A 17,193-nucleotide genomic window follows, 5' to 3' on the forward strand; every position below is an offset into this window, starting at 1 on the left:
CCAATCATGAAATGGATTACGGCAGTCAAAAGGCATCCTGCCTTGTCCACGTCCCATCAGGCTTGTGTAATCAGCCCGTTGTTTTTAGGGGTAGCTATAGCTGTAGCGCCCTGCTCTATCGGCAAAATCAGTCGTTCAGGCATTGCGCCGTGCCATTTTTTTGCACACACGTAATACAGGGCGGCGGGCAGTACCAGGCCGATGATCCAGGAAATATCCACCCCGCCCAGGCTGGCCACCAGGGGGCCGGTGTAGAACTTGGTGGCGATGAACGGCAACTGCACCAGCACCCCGAACACGTAGACGCTGATACCCAGCAGGTTCCAGCGGCCGTAGCGACCGTTCGGATCGGCCAGTGCCGGCACGTCATAGCGGTCGCGGGTGATGCAGTAGTAGTCCACCAGGTTGATCGCGCTCCAGGGTGTAAAGAACGCCAGCAAAAACAGGATGAAGGACTTGAACGCACTGAGGAACGAGTGCTGGCCGAGCAACGCGATCAGGGTCGCCGCACCGACAATCAGCAGCACGAAAACCAGGCGCTGCAGGCGCGTGACCTCCATGCGCCCACGAAAGCCACTGACGATGGTCGCAATGCACATAAAGCTGCCGTAGGAGTTCAGCGTGGAGATGGTGACCTTGCCGAATGCGATGCTGAAGTACAGCAATGCCGCCGTGGCCCCCGTGCCGCCCAGACCTACGATGTAGGCCACTTCGTTACCGGCAAATTGCCCGTTGGACATCGCAGCGGCAAACACGCCGAGGATCATCGCCACCTGGGCGCCAATGACCGAACCTGCGCCTGCGGCCAGAAAGGTTTTCACCGAGGATGTGTTGCGCGGCAGGTAGCGGGAATAGTCAGCCACATAAGGCCCAAAGGCGATTTGCCACGAGGCCGCGAGCGACACCGCGAGCAGGAAGCTGCTCCAGCTGAAGTGGCGGATTTGCAGGAGCGCGCCAACGTCGGTCTGGCTCATCAGGCGGCTGAACAGGTACACAAAGGCAATCACCCCAATGACGCTGGCGACACGGCCGATGAAATGGATCACCCGGTAACCGAGCACCGTGACCAGCACGATGACACTGGCGAAAATCAGAATGCCAACGCTGTCGCTGACCCCAAACAACTGGCCCAGCGCCTGACCGGACAGCACGGTCCCGGTGGCGGTGAAACCGAGGTACATCAGACACACCAGCACAATCGGGATGGCTGCGCCGTACACACCGAACTGCACCCGGCTGGAAATCATCTGCGGCAGGCCAAGCCTGGGCCCTTGCGCCGCATGCAACGCCATCACGCCGCCGCCCAGCAGTTGACCGATCAACAGACCGATCAACGACCAGAACACATCACCGCCCAGCACCACGGCCAGGGCCCCGGTGACAATCGCGGTGATTTGCAGGTTGGCGCCCATCCACAGGGTGAACTGGCTCAATAGACGACCGTGTCTTTCCGCTTCCGGGATGTAGTCGATCGAACGCCTTTCGATCAACGGGGTGGAGCTTGCACGCGCGTCTTTTGCAGCCATGGGTGTTCAACCTCTAATGGATTGTTTTCGGTGGTGCGGCTCAAACATGTTTCAAATACACAGCAGGTCAAATGTGGGAGCTGGCTTGCCTGCGATTGCATCCCTGTGGTCTGCCTGACAGACCCAGTCGCCCGCATCGCAGGCAAGCCAGCTCCCACAGGAACCGAGCCAGGCGTTACTTGATCATTGGCAGGTTCAGGCCCTGCTCCTTGGCGCAATCAATCGCGATCTGGTAACCCGCATCAGCATGACGCATCACCCCGGTGGCCGGGTCGTTGTGCAGCACGCGGGCAATACGCTCGGCGGCTTCGTCGGTGCCGTCGCAGACGATGACCATGCCGGAGTGCTGGGAGAAGCCCATGCCCACGCCGCCACCGTGGTGCAGCGAAACCCAGGTCGCGCCGCTGGCGGTGTTGAGCAGGGCATTGAGCAGCGGCCAGTCGGACACGGCATCGGAACCGTCCTGCATGGATTCGGTTTCGCGGTTGGGGCTGGCCACCGAGCCGGAGTCCAGGTGGTCACGGCCGATCACCACCGGTGCCGACAGTTCGCCGCTGCGTACCATCTCGTTGAATGCCAGGCCGAGCTTGGCACGTTGGCCCAGGCCAACCCAGCAGATGCGCGCCGGCAGGCCCTGGAAGCTGATGCGCTCGCGGGCCATGTCCAGCCAGTTGTGCAGGTGGGCGTCGTCGGGGATCAGCTCTTTGACCTTGGCGTCGGTCTTGTAGATGTCCTGCGGGTCGCCCGACAGTGCCGCCCAACGGAACGGGCCGATGCCACGGCAGAACAGCGGGCGGATGTAGGCCGGTACAAAGCCTGGGAAGTCGAAGGCATTTTCCACGCCTTCTTCCTGCGCCATCTGACGGATGTTGTTGCCGTAGTCGAAGGTCGGTACGCCCATCTTCTGGAAGTCCAGCATCGCCTTGACGTGTACGGCCATCGACTGCTTGGCGGCCTTGATCACGGCAGCCGGCTCGGTCTTGGCACGGGCGCGGTACTGCTCCCAGGTCCAGCCGGCAGGCAGGTAACCATTGAGTGGGTCGTGGGCGCTGGTCTGGTCGGTGACCATGTCCGGGCGCACGCCGCGCTTGACCAGTTCCGGGAGGATTTCGGCAGCGTTGCCCAGCAGGGCGATGGAGATGGCCTTGCCTTCCTTGGTGTATTTGGCGATGCGCGCCAGGGCGTCGTCGAGGTCGCTGGCTTGTTCGTCGACATAACGGCTGTTCAAGCGGAAGTCGATACTGACCTGCTGGCATTCAATGTTCAGCGAGCACGCGCCGGCCAGGGTCGCGGCCAGCGGTTGGGCGCCGCCCATGCCGCCGAGGCCGGCAGTGAGCACCCAACGGCCTTTGAGGTTGCTGTCGTAATGTTGGCGACCGGCCTCAACGAAGGTTTCGTAGGTGCCCTGGACGATGCCCTGGCTGCCGATGTAGATCCAGCTGCCGGCGGTCATCTGGCCGTACATGGCCAGGCCCTTGGCATCCAGTTCGTTGAAGTGCTCCCAACTGGCCCAGTGCGGTACCAGGTTGGAGTTGGCGATCAGTACACGCGGGGCATTGCTGTGGGTTTTGAACACGCCGACCGGCTTGCCGGATTGCACCAGCAGGGTTTCGTCGTCGTTCAGGTTGGTCAGGCTTTCGACGATCTGGTCGTAGCATTCCCAGTTACGCGCCGCACGGCCGATACCGCCGTACACCACCAACTCTTTCGGGTTCTCGGCCACTTGCGGGTCGAGGTTGTTCATCAGCATGCGCAGCGGCGCTTCAGTCAGCCAGCTTTTGGCGGTGAGCGTGTTGCCACGGGCGGCGCGGACTTCAACGTCGCGGTACTTGGTAGGCTTGTTCTGGGAAAAGTCAGTCACAAAAAACTCCTCAGCAATCGATGCGCGAACACGATGGTGCGAAGAGGATGTTTAGCGACTCTTATGCACACACCTTTACTTGTACATACAAGCATATGCAATCTGACTGCCAACTTGGGAAGTCCGTGCTGAAGATTTATTGCCGAGGCGCGTGTAAGCCTTGGAAATAAAGGCTTGAAGGCTTTATGAAATTTCTGAAAGGGGTGACTTGAACCGCTGGAGGATTGCTACAAAGGCAGGGCATTGCGCCATGCTGGGGCATTCGGTAACAACTTGGTGCGGGCCTGGAAACAGATTGTGCAGCCTCTCCATAACCCATGTGGGAGCTGGCTTGCCTGCGATAGCCACTTGTCTGACACACCGCAATCGCAGGCAAGCCAGCTCCCACAGGTTTAATCGCGTGCGGTCAGTTCGATCAGGCAGCAGCGGCCTGTCACGCTGATATCCAGCAAGTCACTGTTACCGTCCACCTGCAAACAATCATGATGACCCAGCACTTCGCCCAGCACCTTCACCTCATCAGCCACACTGAACACCAGCACGGTGTGCGCGGCACTGAAAAACTGCTGCACCCCATCCACCCACTGCAAACGTGCGTGGTAACGCTGGGGCGAGTAGATCAGGTTGAAGTCGCGAATCGGCCCGGTGATCAGGCGGCACACCACCTGGCTTTCACCCTTGAAGGCGAACGGTTGCAGCGGTAACAATCCGCGCTGCTCTTCACCGTCCACGGTCAGCACCATGCCCGCACCCTGAATCACGGTGATGACCCGTTGATACCCGGCAAACGTGGAAAAGCCGCCCGACTCCCCGATATCGGCAATCGACAGGCGCCAGCCAAAACCTTCCAGGCCGTGGCCGGCATCACGGGTGATTTCTTCGGTGCTGCCGCCGCCGTTTTTCCACGGCATGCGTACGTAATCGGCAGCACGCCAGACCTTGACTGCACTCATTTGCTGAAACGTCCTTCGAGGCTATGGCGGGAACCGGGGTGGATCAGGCGTGCGGCAGTCACCGGCTGGCGCCCGGACCAGGTGCGCCGGCGAATCAGCAGGCACGGCTCGCCGGTCTCGATCTGCAGCAGCTTGCATTCCTGCGGGTCGGCCAGGATCGCTTCCACAACATGCTCGCCCTCGGTCAGCGGCGCCACCTGGTTGAGATAGGCGTAAGGGGTTTGCTGGGTGAAATCCTGTTGCAGGTATTCCGGTGCCACCAACGCGTTGACGAAACGGTCTTCGATTTGCACCGGGATATCGTTTTCGTAGTGCACGATCAGCGAGTGGAACACCCGCCCGCCTTCACGCATTTCCAGGGCCACGGCGCGCTCGGAACCGGCGGCTTCTTCGCCCAGGGTAATCACCTTGCAGGTGTGGCGATGGCCACGGGAGGCGATCTCATCGGCGATGTTATGCACCTCGAACAGCGCCGACTGGCTCTTGGGCTCGGCGACAAAAGTGCCGACGCCTTGCATGCGCACCAGCAGACCTTCGGCGGTCAGCTCCCGCAGGGCCCGGTTGATGGTCATGCGGCTAAAGCCCAGTTGGTTGACCAACTCGCTTTCCGACGGCACGCGATAGTGCGGCGGCCAGTTGCCGTTGAGAATCTGCTGGCTGATCATCTGCTTGACGCGGGCATACAAGGGCGCCGGACTTTCGTCCATGTGGGCAGCCAGCGGGGACTTGGCGGGCGGAGTCGGCACGGGGAATCCTTGCAGGGGGAAAAGATGCATAGATTGCCGGAGTTTACCGAGCAGGCAAACGTCTGTATATGTATATACAAATAAACACACGACCGGGGTGCCTTGATCATGTCCGCTTTCTTTGCCGAACGCGCGCTGCTGCCTAATGGATGGGCCACTGATGTACTGCTTGAAGTCAGCGCCGATGGCCTGCTGACCAACGTGATGGCCAATGCCAGTGCAGACGGCGCCGAGCGGCTGAGAGGCCCGTTGTTACCCGGCATGCCGAACCTGCACTCCCACGCGTTTCAACGGGCCATGGCGGGGCTGGCGGAGGTCGCCGGCAACCCCAATGACAGTTTCTGGACCTGGCGCGACCTGATGTACCGTATGGTCGGCCAGATCAGCCCCGAGCAATTGCAGGTCATCGCCCGCCAGCTGTATATCGAGATGCTCAAGGCCGGCTACACCTCGGTCGCCGAGTTCCACTATGTGCATCACGACATCAGCGGCCAGCCTTACGCCGACCCCACCGAACTGTCGCGTCAGATCAGCCAGGCGGCGGCCAGCAGCGGGATCGGCCTGACCTTGCTGCCAGTGCTCTACAGCCACTCGGGCTTTGGCGGCCAGGCGCCGAACGACGGCCAGCGCCGCTTTATCAACAGCACCGATAACTACCTGGAGCTGCAAGCGCGCCTGCAACCGATCCTGGCCGCGCAACCGGCGCAGCAACTGGGCCTGTGTTTCCACTCATTGCGCGCAGTCACTCCGCAACAGATCAGCGCGGTATTGGCCGCCAGCGATAAGAGCTGCCCGGTGCATATCCACATCGCCGAACAGCAAAAGGAAGTCGATGACTGCCTGGCCTGGAGCGGCAAACGCCCGCTGCAATGGCTGTATGACCATGTGAACGTCGACCAGCGCTGGTGCCTGGTGCACGCCACCCACGCCAACTCCGACGAAGTGACATTGATGGCCAACAGCCGGGCGATTGCCGGGCTGTGCCTGACCACTGAGGCCAACCTGGGCGACGGGATTTTCCCAGCGGTGGATTTCCTGGCCCAGGGCGGGCGCATGGGGATTGGTTCGGACAGCCATGTGTCATTGAGCGTGGTTGAAGAACTGCGCTGGCTGGAATACGGCCAGCGCCTGCGCGACCAGCGGCGCAACCGCCTGTATCGCAGCGATCAACCGATGGTCGGCCGCACCCTGTATGACGCAGCCCTCGACGGCGGCGCCCAGGCGCTGGGGCAACCGATTGGTCGCCTGGAAGTCGGCAAGCGTGCGGACTGGCTGGTGCTGGACGGCAATGATCCGTACCTGGCGACGGCCAGTGCAGACGGGATTCTCAACCGCTGGCTGTTTGCCGGGGGTGATCGGCAGGTGCGTGATGTGTTGGTCAACGGCCAGTGGGTGGTGCGCGATGGGCATCATGCGGGCGAGGAAGAGAGCAGCCGGGCCTTCGCGCAAGTCCTGAGAGACTTGTTGTCTTAAGAACAACCCATAACCCATGTGGGAGTGTTGGTCATGGTTTGTAAAGGGCCAGCAAGGCGTGTCCCTTTAAATTGCAGGACGTTTCCGAGACAATCCCTGCCGCCTTGTGCCTGTTGGATTCGATGGCTAGCCTGCGGTCTGTCACTGCTCATCAGTGATCGGGTTTAGTCGCCCGGCACATCACAAGGCGCATGGTCACATGAAGTTTTATGGCGGCTGTGCGCAGGGCACCCTCGGGTGCGCCGGATTCCTTGTGGCCGGTCGACTAACCTGCGTACAGCCGCCACCCTTCGTTTAGTCGCGACGGACCGGCTCCGACTCTCACAAGGAGCTTCACCATGCATAAAATTGTCCCCGACCCACCCAGCGACCCCGCCAAAGACCGCGCCGCCTTCAACCGCGCCATCGACCACTACCTGCCGACCCAAGATGCTCACAGTGCCCGCGACGATTTGAGCTTCGAAGACGCCCTGCTCTACACCGCCAGCCTGCTGGACAGTGCGTCAGCGACGGCGCTCGATTGTGGAGAGATGCTGCAAAGCCCCGAACGGGCAAAGGTGTTGGCGGTGTGGCATTTACTGGAGATCGCCAAGACCACGGTTGATCGATCCATTGCACACCTGCACCCCGCCACGGCCAGAACCTGAGGGCAAAAAAAGGGCGGGTTTATTAAAAAACCCGCCCTTTGTTTCGCATTACTGCGAGGTCTTGGCCATCTGCTTGTCCGACGTACGCCAGATCAAACGTGTGGTGTCGTAACCCTGCTGGCGCGCCCTGCTCAGCAAGTCTTCGCGGGTGTCGGCACTGACGGTCGGCGTGCGTGACAACAGCCACATATAGCGCCGGCTCGGGCTGCCGACGATGGCGGTCTTGTAGTCATCGCTGACGTACAACACCCAGTAATCGCCCTTGGCCACGCCCGGTAGCAACGCGGTGAACCAGTTATTGAATTCGACCCACAACTTGTCGGTCTTGCCCGGGACCTGCGGCGTGGCCGTGCCCTTGGCTTCTTCCCACTTCCACTCGGTGGTCAGGCAGCGATTGAACACTGACATGTCGCCATCGGGTAGCAGGGAGTAACGGGCCTCGGATTGCGCGCAGTTGCGCTGGAAGTACATGGGCAGGCGGGCCAGTTCGTACCAGGTGCCCTGGTAACGCTTGAGGTTGACGCTGCCGACAGTCTTGGGTTGCAGATCATCGCCAGAATGGCTGGCGCAGCCTGCCAAAAACAGGCTGGCGCAAAGGTATAAAACAAAACGCATCATTCTTCTTCTCCCGCAGGCTTGCGCCCCGGTTTACTTCAGGCCTTGCCCGGAAAACATCAGAACTTTGTCACCGGCGTACTGCACGCTGATAAAGCTGTTTTTGTCGCCCCAGGTGCAACTGGACATGCCCAGTGCGCCAGAACAATCGGTGGGCTTACCCAACAGCGACTCCACCTCGGCCTTGGCCATGCCAGCCGAGAGCTTCTGGTAATTTTCCTGGGTGACCTTGCTGCAAGCGGCCAACAGCACGCAAAAGCACAAGAGGGCGAGACGGCGTAACGACATGGTAGAGCTCCTGGAGGGACACGCAGCAGTGGGGGTCTGCCAGAAGCTTAGAAGGGAAAAGGGGGGTCTGGTTCCCGCAAGGCAAAAACAAAAAAAGCCCCGAATCGCTGAAACGTTTCGGGGCCTTGGTCTGGCGCATGATTCATTGTAAAAGCGAGCTGGCTCGCGAAAAACATCCAGCCAACGCAGCGCTGCGCCGGGAATACTTCGCGAGCAAGCCTGCTCCTACAGAAGGCCTTAGGCCTTGTGGTAACCCGTCACACGCGCCACTTCTTCCTTGGACCCCAGGAACACCGCCACACGCTGGTGCAGGCCTTCAGGCTGGATGTCGAGGATGCGCTGGTGGCCGTCAGTCGACGCACCGCCCGCTTGCTCAACCAGGAACGACATCGGGTTGGCTTCGTACATCAGGCGCAGTTTGCCCGGCTTGGACGGCTCGCGGCTGTCGCGTGGGTACATGAACAGACCGCCACGGGTCAGGATGCGGTGTACGTCGGCAACCATCGCGGCCACCCAGCGCATGTTGAAGTTTTTCTTCAGCGGGCCTTCTTCGCCTTCCATCAACTCGTTGACGTAGCGCTTGACCGGTTCTTCCCAGTGGCGCTGGTTGGACATGTTGATCGCAAATTCCTGGGTCGAGGCAGGAATGGAGATGTCTTCGTGAGTCAGCACAAAGCTGCCCATTTCGCGGTCCAGGGTAAAGCCCTTGACGCCATCACCCAGGGTCAGCACCAGCATGGTCTGTGGGCCGTAGATCGCATAGCCGGCAGCAACCTGCTCGGTGCCTGGCTGCAGGAAGGCCTTTTCGTTCAGCGCTTCGTTCTGGCTCAGGTATTCGTTAGGGCAACGCAGTACCGAGAAGATGGTGCCGACTGGCGCGTTGATGTCGATGTTCGACGAGCCGTCCAGCGGGTCGAATACCAACAGGTACGCGCCTTTAGGGTATTTGCCCGGGATCTGGTAGGCATTGTCCATTTCTTCGGACGCCATGCCGGCCAGGTGACCGCCCCATTCGTTGGCTTCGAGCAGGATTTCGTTGGAAATCACGTCGAGTTTCTTCTGCACTTCGCCTTGCACGTTTTCAGTGCCCATGCTGCCCAGGACGCCGCCCAGCGCGCCTTTGGACACGGCGTGGCTGATTTCCTTGCAAGCACGCGCCACCACTTCGATCAGGAAGCGCAGATCGGCAGGGGTGTTGTTGCTGCGGGTCTGCTCAATCAAATAGCGACTCAGGGTAACGCGGGACATGGACGGCTCCGGAGAATGGGGGGGCTAAAAACCCGCGCAGTTTAGCGCGAGTCGGGGCGCATTTCCTCCTATCAGACGAGATAACCCTGACAGAGTTCATGTAGGCCCCGGCTCAGGGCCTGGTAGGCGGCTTGCGCAACAGGTTGTAGGCCATCGCCCCAAGTGCCGCTACGCCCAGCAGCAATACGGCCCACAGGCCGATTGTCTGCCAGTTGATACCTGCGACATTTGGCGCGGCTGGCGGGTTGGCGTGCCATTCGCCATCGACCCGAGCCTGGCCCAGAGCCGCGAGGCGCTGGGGTTGGTAGTCGGGAATCAGGGTCGTCAACGGCAGGTTCGCAGCCTTGGCCGACGGGTTGCCCAGCGCCAGGGTAAACGGCGGTTCGCCCCGCGCCAGGAACACCACTTGCGTGGCCCGCACAGCAAAACTCAACGCCGGCGCCTGCGCGCCCAGGCCACCGCCCCGCTCGTCTACGTCCAGCTTGAGTTGCCGCACCGGATAGCCCGGCAACTGCAATTGATCCTGGGTGACTTCTTGCCCGCCCTGCGTCAACCGATAGAGCAAACCACGGCTCAATGGCTGCCATGCCTGCTTGCTGTCCTGCCGCCCTTGCAGACCCACCGGCGCCAGGCTGTTGGGCTGGCGCAACTCAACGCGCACCCGCTCGATGCTTAACACGCCAGGCAACTGCCAGCTGTACTGCCCAGGCTCCAGGGTACTGCCGGCCAATGGCTCGGACCACACCAGCGACAACGGCAGGCTGCTGGTGCTCTGCACTTCAATGGAGGTCAACTCGGGCGCGGCCTGGCCTTGCCATAGCAGGCGCAGGTAGCGCGCTGGCTGCCCTGGCAAGGGGACTTCACGCTGCTCCACCCGTTCGTCGGCAAATGCCAGACGCGCCACCTGCCCGTCACCCCAGGAGCGCCAGTGCTGCAAATCGTCACTGGCTTCGATACTGAAACGCTGGAAGCCATCATGCTCGGCAGCCCAATCGAGGATCAGCTTTTGCAACGGCGCCTTGATTGCACTGGCATCCAGCAGCCAGCCGCGTCGCACCTGCGCGCCGGCCGGCGCCTCGCTGGACGGCTGCACCTGCACCAGGGTGCCCGTGGCGTTGGATTGCACGCGCACGCTGGGCACACTGTCGCTGGCGTTGTCGGCGGCATACAGCGGGAAGCCCTTCAGCCGGGCCAGGTTGTTTGCGCTTGCGGGCGACTGCCGCACTAATGCATATGCCTGGGGCTCGCCCGCCGCGTTGAACACCCGCAGGTCACTGAGATCGGCCTGACGGGCGCTCAATTGCACCGCCAGCGGCAACTCCAGGCGATACCAGGGGCCTTCGCCGCTGACCGTCAGCGGCACTTTGGCGGTGAAGTCTGCGGGGCCTTCTGCGGCCGACGCCGATAACGCGGCGCACAGGCCCACCAGTGCAATGCTCAGTTTGCCGATCAAGAGGACGCTCCTTGGGTTTGAATCTCAGGTTCGCTGCGTTTGGGCGGCAGCGGAGCGAAATAGCCCACCACCAGCAACAGCCCGCCCACGCCGATAAACGACACGATCCGCTCCAGCCCGCCACGGTTGCTCAACTCGACGAGGAACAACTTGGCGACCACCACGCCGATCAGCACCGCGCCGACCAGCCACACTTCCCGGCGATTGCGCAGGTGCCCGCCGATCATCAGGCCCAGGGCAATCAGGGTCCAGACAATCGACAGCCCGGCCTGCACCAGCATCGAGTCAAGCAACGCATCCAGATCAAACGGCACGCCGCCCCAATGGTGCGCCGCGCGCATCACCAGTGCGGTGAAGAAGGCAAACAGCGAGACCCCGGCAACGCCCTGGGCAATCCACGGGGTGCGGCCGCCCAGTTGCGGCGCCGCGCTGCGCGCCCACAGGTACACGCCCAGCAGCGCAAACAGCAGGCCAAGATCCAAGGGGTTGAGCAACGGCACATACGGTAATGGCCTGGCCGTGCCGTCGCTGAACATATTCGCCAACCAGAACCACACCAGCATCAGCGCGGCCAACGGCAGCGCGGCCAGCAGGCGATATTCGCGTGGATAAGCCGATAGCGGCCACGGCCACTGGCGCGGCGCAGCAATGGCTATCAGGTACAGGCTTGGGAAAATCGCCCAGCCCAGCCAGCGCCAGGCGTTGTATTGCACCGAAAGCACCAACAGGCCGTAGCGCAATTCCAGGGCCAGCATGCCGATCAGCATCCAGCAGCCCAGCACGTGGGCGACGCTCAAGGCTTTTGCCGCCGCCAGGTCGGCCAAATAACGCAGCGCGATGAAATGCACGGCGAACACCGCAAGCCAGGCCAGCCAGCCCCATTCGGCCGCCGGGTGGTAATAGCGATGCAACGATACCAATACCACCAGCGCCACCGCCGGCATCAGCAACAGGCAGAGGGTGCCCAGCGCGGCCCAGCGCAAGCGCAACGCCAACAACATCCACAACGCTGCACTGGCCGCAGCCGCCGCCAACAGGAAGGTGGCTTGCAACTCTGGCGGGGTGAAGCGCAGCACTTCGTGGTTCAGCGCCAATACCCACCACGCCGCGCCCCAGGCCAGCAGGCCGTTGGATACATGGGGCAACTTGAGTCGTCGATCACTGCCCCGCAAGCGCCAGGCGCCGACAAATGCGGCCAACCCGACCAGCATCGGCGCCCAGAAACCGATATGCCGGAACGCCGGCAGTTCACCGCCGCCCCAGGATGTCAGCGCGACCAAAGCCCCCGCCAGCACTTGCACGCCGAGCGCGCAGAACAGGAAGGTGCGCGAAGCGATAGACACGCCGACAAACACCGTCACCAGTCCCGCCAGCGCCCAGCTGATCGCGGTGCCCTGCTCGGCCACCAGCAACGGCGCCAGCAGGTACACAAAGCCCAGGCCAAGGCCGGCCAGGACCGGCAAGCCCTGGCGCTCCCACTTCGAGGTCTGCTCCAGCGCGGCCGTGCGCAGTTGCTGGAAGCTGAACAGCAACGCCACGCCGAGCAACAAGGCGCCCAGCGCCGCGCCGTCCAGCAGCGTGTGTTCGCCCACGTCCAGCTCACTGAGAAACGCCAGCGCCGAGCCCAACTGCAACAGCAGGCCAAACGCCCGCGCCAACGAGCGTTGCTGACGCAGACCGAGCCAAAGGATGCCGGCGCCTTCCACCGCCCAGGCCGCCGCGGTCCAGCGCGCGTCCAGGCCCAGCGGGATCGCCAGGCTGGCAAAGATCACACCCAGGGCCAGGCAGGTTTCTGCCAGCAACACGGTGCGCCCACCGCTAAGCACCCGCGCCAGGACCATATAGATGATGCCCAATGCCAACGCACTGAAGGCCGGGGCGAAGGCCAGGTGCTGCACCAGGGTGAACTGCAAGCCAAATGCCACAAGCGGCGGGCCGAACAGCAGGCCGCCATCCACATAATCGCCCTTGGCTGCCGACCAGCGCAGCAGCGCGGCACGGCTGTCATCGGCCGGGGCATCGGCCGTTTCCAGGAGTTTGCGTCGCGCAAACAGCAAGCCGATGGCCAGGTACATCAGGAAAAACAGAATCAGGAACGGCTCGGTACTCCACAGCAGTTCCGGTGTGTAAGAGCGAATACCCCAGGCAAACCCGATACCGAAGGTGCCGGCAAAGCCAATCACATTGAGCAAGCGCCAGGCCTTGAACCAGGCGATGGCGAGGATCCCGGCGTTGAGCAGGGCGAAGTAGCTGAACAACGCCACATGGTTGCCCTCGCCGGTGGACGCGAGGATTGGCGCGGCAAACCCGCCGAGCGCGGCGGCGCAGGCCAGGCCGATGGCGTCCTGGGTAATCGCCAGGATCGCCGAAAACACCGTCACCGCCACCAACAGGCCCAGTGCCGCGCTCGGATCGAGCAATGGGTGCAGGCGCATGGCGGCGAACACCGTCAGGTACAACACGGCGATGCCCGCGCCTTGCAGGATCAGCGCATAACTGCCCCGGCGCAGGCGCAGCCACCACCCCAGGCCCAGCAAGCCCAGGGCACAGGCAGCGACACCGGCGTAGCGCAGCTCGATGGGCACCACCATGCCTTCGGTGGCATAACGCAGCAAAAATGCCAGGCCGAGGAACAACAGCACCACGCCGACCCGCAGCACGGTATTGCCGCCCAGCAGCCAGTTGCGCGCGGCGCCGATGGCACGTTCGATCAGGGTGGGGCTACGAGGGATTTCGGGTTCAGCTTCGCGGGCAACGGCGGCCGGTTTCCACAGATCGTCCGGCAGCGGCGGGCTCGGTTCGGGAGCCGGGGTGGATTGCAGTTCGGCGGGCAACTCCCAGACCAGCTCTGGGGCGGGCGCGGGTTCGGCCATGGACGGTTCAACCTGAGGCGGCTTTTCCAGCAGCGCGAGGCGTTGCTCCAGCGCCTTCAGGGCACTGCCGAGGTGCGACAGGCGAATGGCCTGGCCAATCCCCAAACCCAGCAGTGCACCGAAGCCTGCATCACTGAACGATTCATCCAGCGCCCAGCCGAGCACCAGGCCAATCAGCATGAACATCCATTGCATGGTCCAAATCCCTAAGCAAACCGAGACCCAGTATATAGACGCATAACCCATGTGGGAGCGGGCTTGCTCGCGATAGCGGTGCATCAGTCAACTATTTGCTAACTGACGTACCGCTATCGCGGGCAAGCCCGCTCCCCCATTTTGCTCCTGCGGCGTTTAGTCCAGGGCTTTCCAGATCTCGGTCGCATATTCCCGGATGGTGCGGTCCGACGAGAACCACCCGGTACGCGCGGTGTTGAGCACCGCCGAACGCCACCATTCCTTGGAGTCATGCCAATGGGCTTCGACCCGCGCCTGGGCGTCCCAGTAGGAATCAAAATCGGCGCACACCAGGAAGCGGTCGTAGTCGATCAACGAATCAATCAGCCCCACATAGCGCCCCGGATCATCCGGCGAGAACACCCCGCCACGAATCGCCTGCAGCACATCGTTCAGGCGATGGGAGGCGGCGATTTCGGGAGCGGCGCTGAACTCACCGGCCTGTTTACGCGCTTCCACCTGTTCGGCACTCAGGCCGAAGATAAACATATGCTCGCCGCCGATGCGCTCGTGCATCTCCACGTTGGCGCCGTCCATGGTGCCGATGGTCAGTGCGCCATTGAGGCCGAACTTCATATTGCTGGTGCCCGAGGCCTCGAAGCCGGCGGTGGAGATCTGCTCCGACAGGTCAGCGGCCGGGATGATGTTTTCCGCGAGGCTGACGTTGTAGTTAGGCAGGAACACCACCTTGAGCAAACCGCGCACGGTCGGGTCGTTGTTCACCGTACGGGCGATGTCGTTGGTCAACTTGATGATCAGCTTGGCCTGGTGATAGCTGGCCGCCGCCTTGCCGGCGAAGATCTTCACCCGCGGCACCCAGTCCACCTCGGGCTCGGCACGAATCGCCTGGTACAGGGCGACGGTGTGCAACAGGTTCAGCAACTGGCGCTTGTACTCGTGGATGCGTTTGACCTGGACGTCGAACATCGCCGCCGGGTTGACCGCGATCCCCAGGCGTTCATGGATGATATCGGCCAGCACGCGCTTGCTGTGCAGGCGTTGCTCGGCAAAGGCTTTGCGAAATGCCTGTTTCTCGGCAAAGGTTTCCAGCTCCACCAGGCGCTGTTCCATATTGTCGAGAATATCCGGGCCCAGGGCTTCCACCAGCATCGCGGTGAGCTTGGGGTTGGCCTGAAACAGCCAGCGGCGGAAGGTAATGCCGTTGGTCTTGTTGTTGATACGCTCGGGGTAGAGCTTGTGCAGTTCGGAGAACACCGTGCTGCGCATCAACTGCGTGTGCAACCCGGACACGCCGTTGACGCTATGGGAGCCGAGGAACGCCAGGTTGCCCATGCGCACACGCCGGCCGTTGTCCTCTTCGATCAGCGAGACGGCGCGCAGCACATCGAAATCGTGGATGCCCTTGGCCCGCAGCGAATCAATGTGCTGGGCGTTGATCAGGTAGATGATCTGCATGTGCCGGGGCAGCATGCGTTCCATCAGGCCCACCGGCCAGGTCTCCAGGGCTTCGGGGAGCAGGGTGTGGTTGGTGTAGGACAGCGTCTCCACCGTGACCTGCCAGGCCGCCTCCCAGGCAATATCGTGCAAGTCGACCAACTGGCGCATCAACTCGGCCACGGCGATGGACGGGTGGGTGTCGTTGAGCTGGATGGCCGCGTGCTCGCCCAGGCTCAGGACCGAGCCGTGCATGTTTTTGTGGCGCCGCAGCAGGTCTTGCAGGGAGGCCGAGACGAAGAAGTATTCCTGGCGCAGGCGCAGTTCCTGCCCCGCTTCGGTGCTGTCGGCCGGGTAAAGCACCCTGGAGATGCTTTCGGCACGGGCCACTTCGGCGACGGCGCCCAAATGGTCACCGGCATTGAAACGCTCCAGGTGCAGGTCTTCCACGGCCCGCGCGCGCCACAGGCGCAAGGTGTTCACACTGGCACCGCGCCAGCCGACCACCGGGGTGTCGTAGGCCACCGCGCGCACGGTTTCATTGGGCGACCAGACCTGGATCGACTTGCCGGACGCATCCAGCACGGTCTCGACACTGCCGCCAAAACCGATCGGGTAGATCACCTCGGCGCGCTCGAACTCCCAGGGGTTGCCGAAATCCAGCCAGCGCTCGGTCTGTTCCTGCTGCCAGCCATCGACAATCGCCTGGCGAAACAGCCCGTGCTCGTAGCGAATGCCATAACCATGGCCGGCAATGCCCAGGGTCGACATGCTTTCCATAAAGCACGCGGCCAGGCGCCCCAGGCCACCGTTGCCCAGGGCCGCATCGGGCTCCAGCAGGCGAATGCGCTCCAGGTCCACACCCAACTCGCCGACAGCTTCGCGCGCCACCTCCCACAGGCCGAGGTTGCTCAGGCTGTCAAACAGCAGACGGCCGATCAGGAACTCCAGGGACAGGTAATACACCCGCTTCTGCCCGCTGCGGTAGATACGCCGGGTGTGGTCCATCCAGTGCTCGACCATATGGTCGCGCGCCGCCAGGGCAATGGCTTCGAACCAGTCGTGGTCGAAGGCGTGATCGGGGTCCTTGCCCACCGCATAAGTGAGTTTGGTCAAGACAGCATCGCGAAACGCGGCTACCTCTGCTTCTCGTGCAAGCGGTTCCTGAGACATCGGTGCAACCTCGGGCGAGATAGAAGAAGGGAAATCCTAGAGCCTAGACGGTCTGACCCATGGCATGGCTGACGGTTCGGCAGTTTTTTCACTCATTCACGCATACCGGTTTTAGATGCAGGGGCCGTGCCCGTTTGTGCGTCGGACCGGCCTTTGAGCCGAAACCCGCAAAATATTGTTCAAAAAATCACCAATCCCGGTATCATCGCGCGCCCGGACAAAGCCCCTCTTGGAAACCTGATGAAGCCTCAACTGATCGCCGCCGCGGAACTCGACCGTCTCGAAACGTGGCAGAAATACTCCAGCCACATGTGCGGCGGCTGCACATCCAACTGCTGCACCCTGCCGGTTGAGGTGAAGATCAAGGATTTGATCCGCATTGGTATCGTTGACGAGTTCGAGCGTGGCGACCCGCCGAAGAACATCGCCAAGCGCTTGCAGAAGGAAGGCATCGTCGAGCGGTTCAACTCCAAGTCCGAGATCTTTACTCTGCAGCGCATGAGCAACAACGATTGCCTGTACCTGGATCGTAAGACGCGCTTCTGCACTATTTATGACAAACGCCCGGATACCTGCCGCAATCACCCGAAAATCGGGCCACGGCCGGGGTATTGCGCGTACAAGCCCAAGGAAGTGGTGCGCGAGACCAAGTTGCGTACGCTCGACAAGTTCTAACCGATGATCGTTCCCACGCTCCGCGTGGGAATG

General features: G+C 62.1%; 13 protein-coding genes. 3 read left to right on the top strand and 10 right to left on the bottom strand.

All coding sequences use genetic code 11. The annotated features are described in order from the left end of the window. Positions 1 to 56: 56 nt before the first annotated feature. The 4 genes from JFT44_RS06970 to hutC all read right to left on the bottom strand — a co-directional run bounded on the left by JFT44_RS06970 (position 57) and on the right by hutC (position 5,047). The gene (locus tag JFT44_RS06970; RefSeq protein WP_057958050.1) at positions 57 to 1,526 is read right to left on the bottom strand and encodes a cytosine permease; all 1,470 of its coding nucleotides are present in this window, start codon (positions 1,524 to 1,526) and stop codon (positions 57 to 59) included. Positions 1,527 to 1,701: 175 nt separating this feature from the next. Then, positions 1,702 to 3,387, bottom strand: a complete 1,686-nt coding sequence (hutU, locus tag JFT44_RS06975; protein WP_169989252.1) for a urocanate hydratase — start codon at positions 3,385 to 3,387, stop codon at positions 1,702 to 1,704. A gap of 392 nt (positions 3,388 to 3,779) precedes the next feature. Further along, entirely contained in the window at positions 3,780 to 4,340 is a 561-nt protein-coding gene (locus JFT44_RS06980) for a HutD family protein (RefSeq protein ID WP_198830462.1), read from the bottom strand. After that, positions 4,337 to 5,047: a histidine utilization repressor gene (gene hutC, locus JFT44_RS06985; protein WP_233093227.1), complete on the bottom strand. Its 711-nt coding sequence runs from the start codon at positions 5,045 to 5,047 to the stop codon at positions 4,337 to 4,339. Before hutC ends, JFT44_RS06980 begins: the two co-directional genes overlap by 4 nt. 147 nt (positions 5,048 to 5,194) lie before the next feature. On the opposite strand from hutC, the gene JFT44_RS06990 reads away from it, so the two are divergent. Both JFT44_RS06990 and JFT44_RS06995 read left to right on the top strand, forming a co-directional pair. Beyond that, complete coding sequence (locus JFT44_RS06990; RefSeq protein WP_198830463.1) at positions 5,195 to 6,559, top strand: formimidoylglutamate deiminase; 1,365 nt, start codon at positions 5,195 to 5,197, stop codon at positions 6,557 to 6,559. A 338-nt stretch (positions 6,560 to 6,897) separates the two neighbouring features. After that, positions 6,898 to 7,206, top strand: coding sequence for a DUF6124 family protein (locus JFT44_RS06995; RefSeq protein WP_057958046.1), 309 nt, complete (start codon positions 6,898 to 6,900; stop codon positions 7,204 to 7,206). Between the two features lie 48 nt (positions 7,207 to 7,254). Here JFT44_RS06995 and JFT44_RS07000 read toward each other — a convergent pair whose 3' ends face one another. The 6 genes from JFT44_RS07000 to JFT44_RS07025 form a co-directional block, all read right to left on the bottom strand. Next, positions 7,255 to 7,824 (bottom strand): lipocalin family protein, encoded by a 570-nt coding sequence (locus JFT44_RS07000; RefSeq protein WP_032862264.1) that lies wholly within the window; start codon positions 7,822 to 7,824, stop codon positions 7,255 to 7,257. 30 nt (positions 7,825 to 7,854) lie between these two features. Continuing rightward, positions 7,855 to 8,109, bottom strand: a complete 255-nt coding sequence (locus tag JFT44_RS07005) for a lipoprotein (protein ID WP_038445326.1) — start codon at positions 8,107 to 8,109, stop codon at positions 7,855 to 7,857. A 237-nt stretch (positions 8,110 to 8,346) separates the two neighbouring features. Continuing rightward, positions 8,347 to 9,357: a class 1 fructose-bisphosphatase gene (locus JFT44_RS07010; RefSeq protein WP_057437154.1), complete on the bottom strand. Its 1,011-nt coding sequence runs from the start codon at positions 9,355 to 9,357 to the stop codon at positions 8,347 to 8,349. Positions 9,358 to 9,469: 112 nt separating this feature from the next. Then, on the bottom strand, positions 9,470 to 10,807 hold the full coding sequence (locus JFT44_RS07015; RefSeq protein ID WP_198830479.1) for a DUF3999 domain-containing protein: 1,338 nt from the start codon (positions 10,805 to 10,807) through the stop codon (positions 9,470 to 9,472). Further along, positions 10,807 to 13,878 (bottom strand): DUF2339 domain-containing protein, encoded by a 3,072-nt coding sequence (locus tag JFT44_RS07020; protein ID WP_169989251.1) that lies wholly within the window; start codon positions 13,876 to 13,878, stop codon positions 10,807 to 10,809. Before JFT44_RS07020 ends, JFT44_RS07015 begins: the two co-directional genes overlap by 1 nt. A gap of 156 nt (positions 13,879 to 14,034) precedes the next feature. Then, positions 14,035 to 16,485, bottom strand: a complete 2,451-nt coding sequence (locus tag JFT44_RS07025) for a glycogen/starch/alpha-glucan phosphorylase (RefSeq protein ID WP_115127180.1) — start codon at positions 16,483 to 16,485, stop codon at positions 14,035 to 14,037. Positions 16,486 to 16,725: 240 nt separating this feature from the next. Between JFT44_RS07025 and JFT44_RS07030 the strand changes: the two genes are divergently transcribed. Then, positions 16,726 to 17,160 (top strand): YkgJ family cysteine cluster protein, encoded by a 435-nt coding sequence (locus tag JFT44_RS07030; RefSeq protein WP_032862271.1) that lies wholly within the window; start codon positions 16,726 to 16,728, stop codon positions 17,158 to 17,160. Positions 17,161 to 17,193: the final 33 nt, after the last annotated feature.

It is taken from the genome of Pseudomonas sp. MF5691 (genome assembly GCF_016405645.1).
GTDB classification, from domain to species: domain Bacteria; phylum Pseudomonadota; class Gammaproteobacteria; order Pseudomonadales; family Pseudomonadaceae; genus Aquipseudomonas; species Aquipseudomonas shahriarae.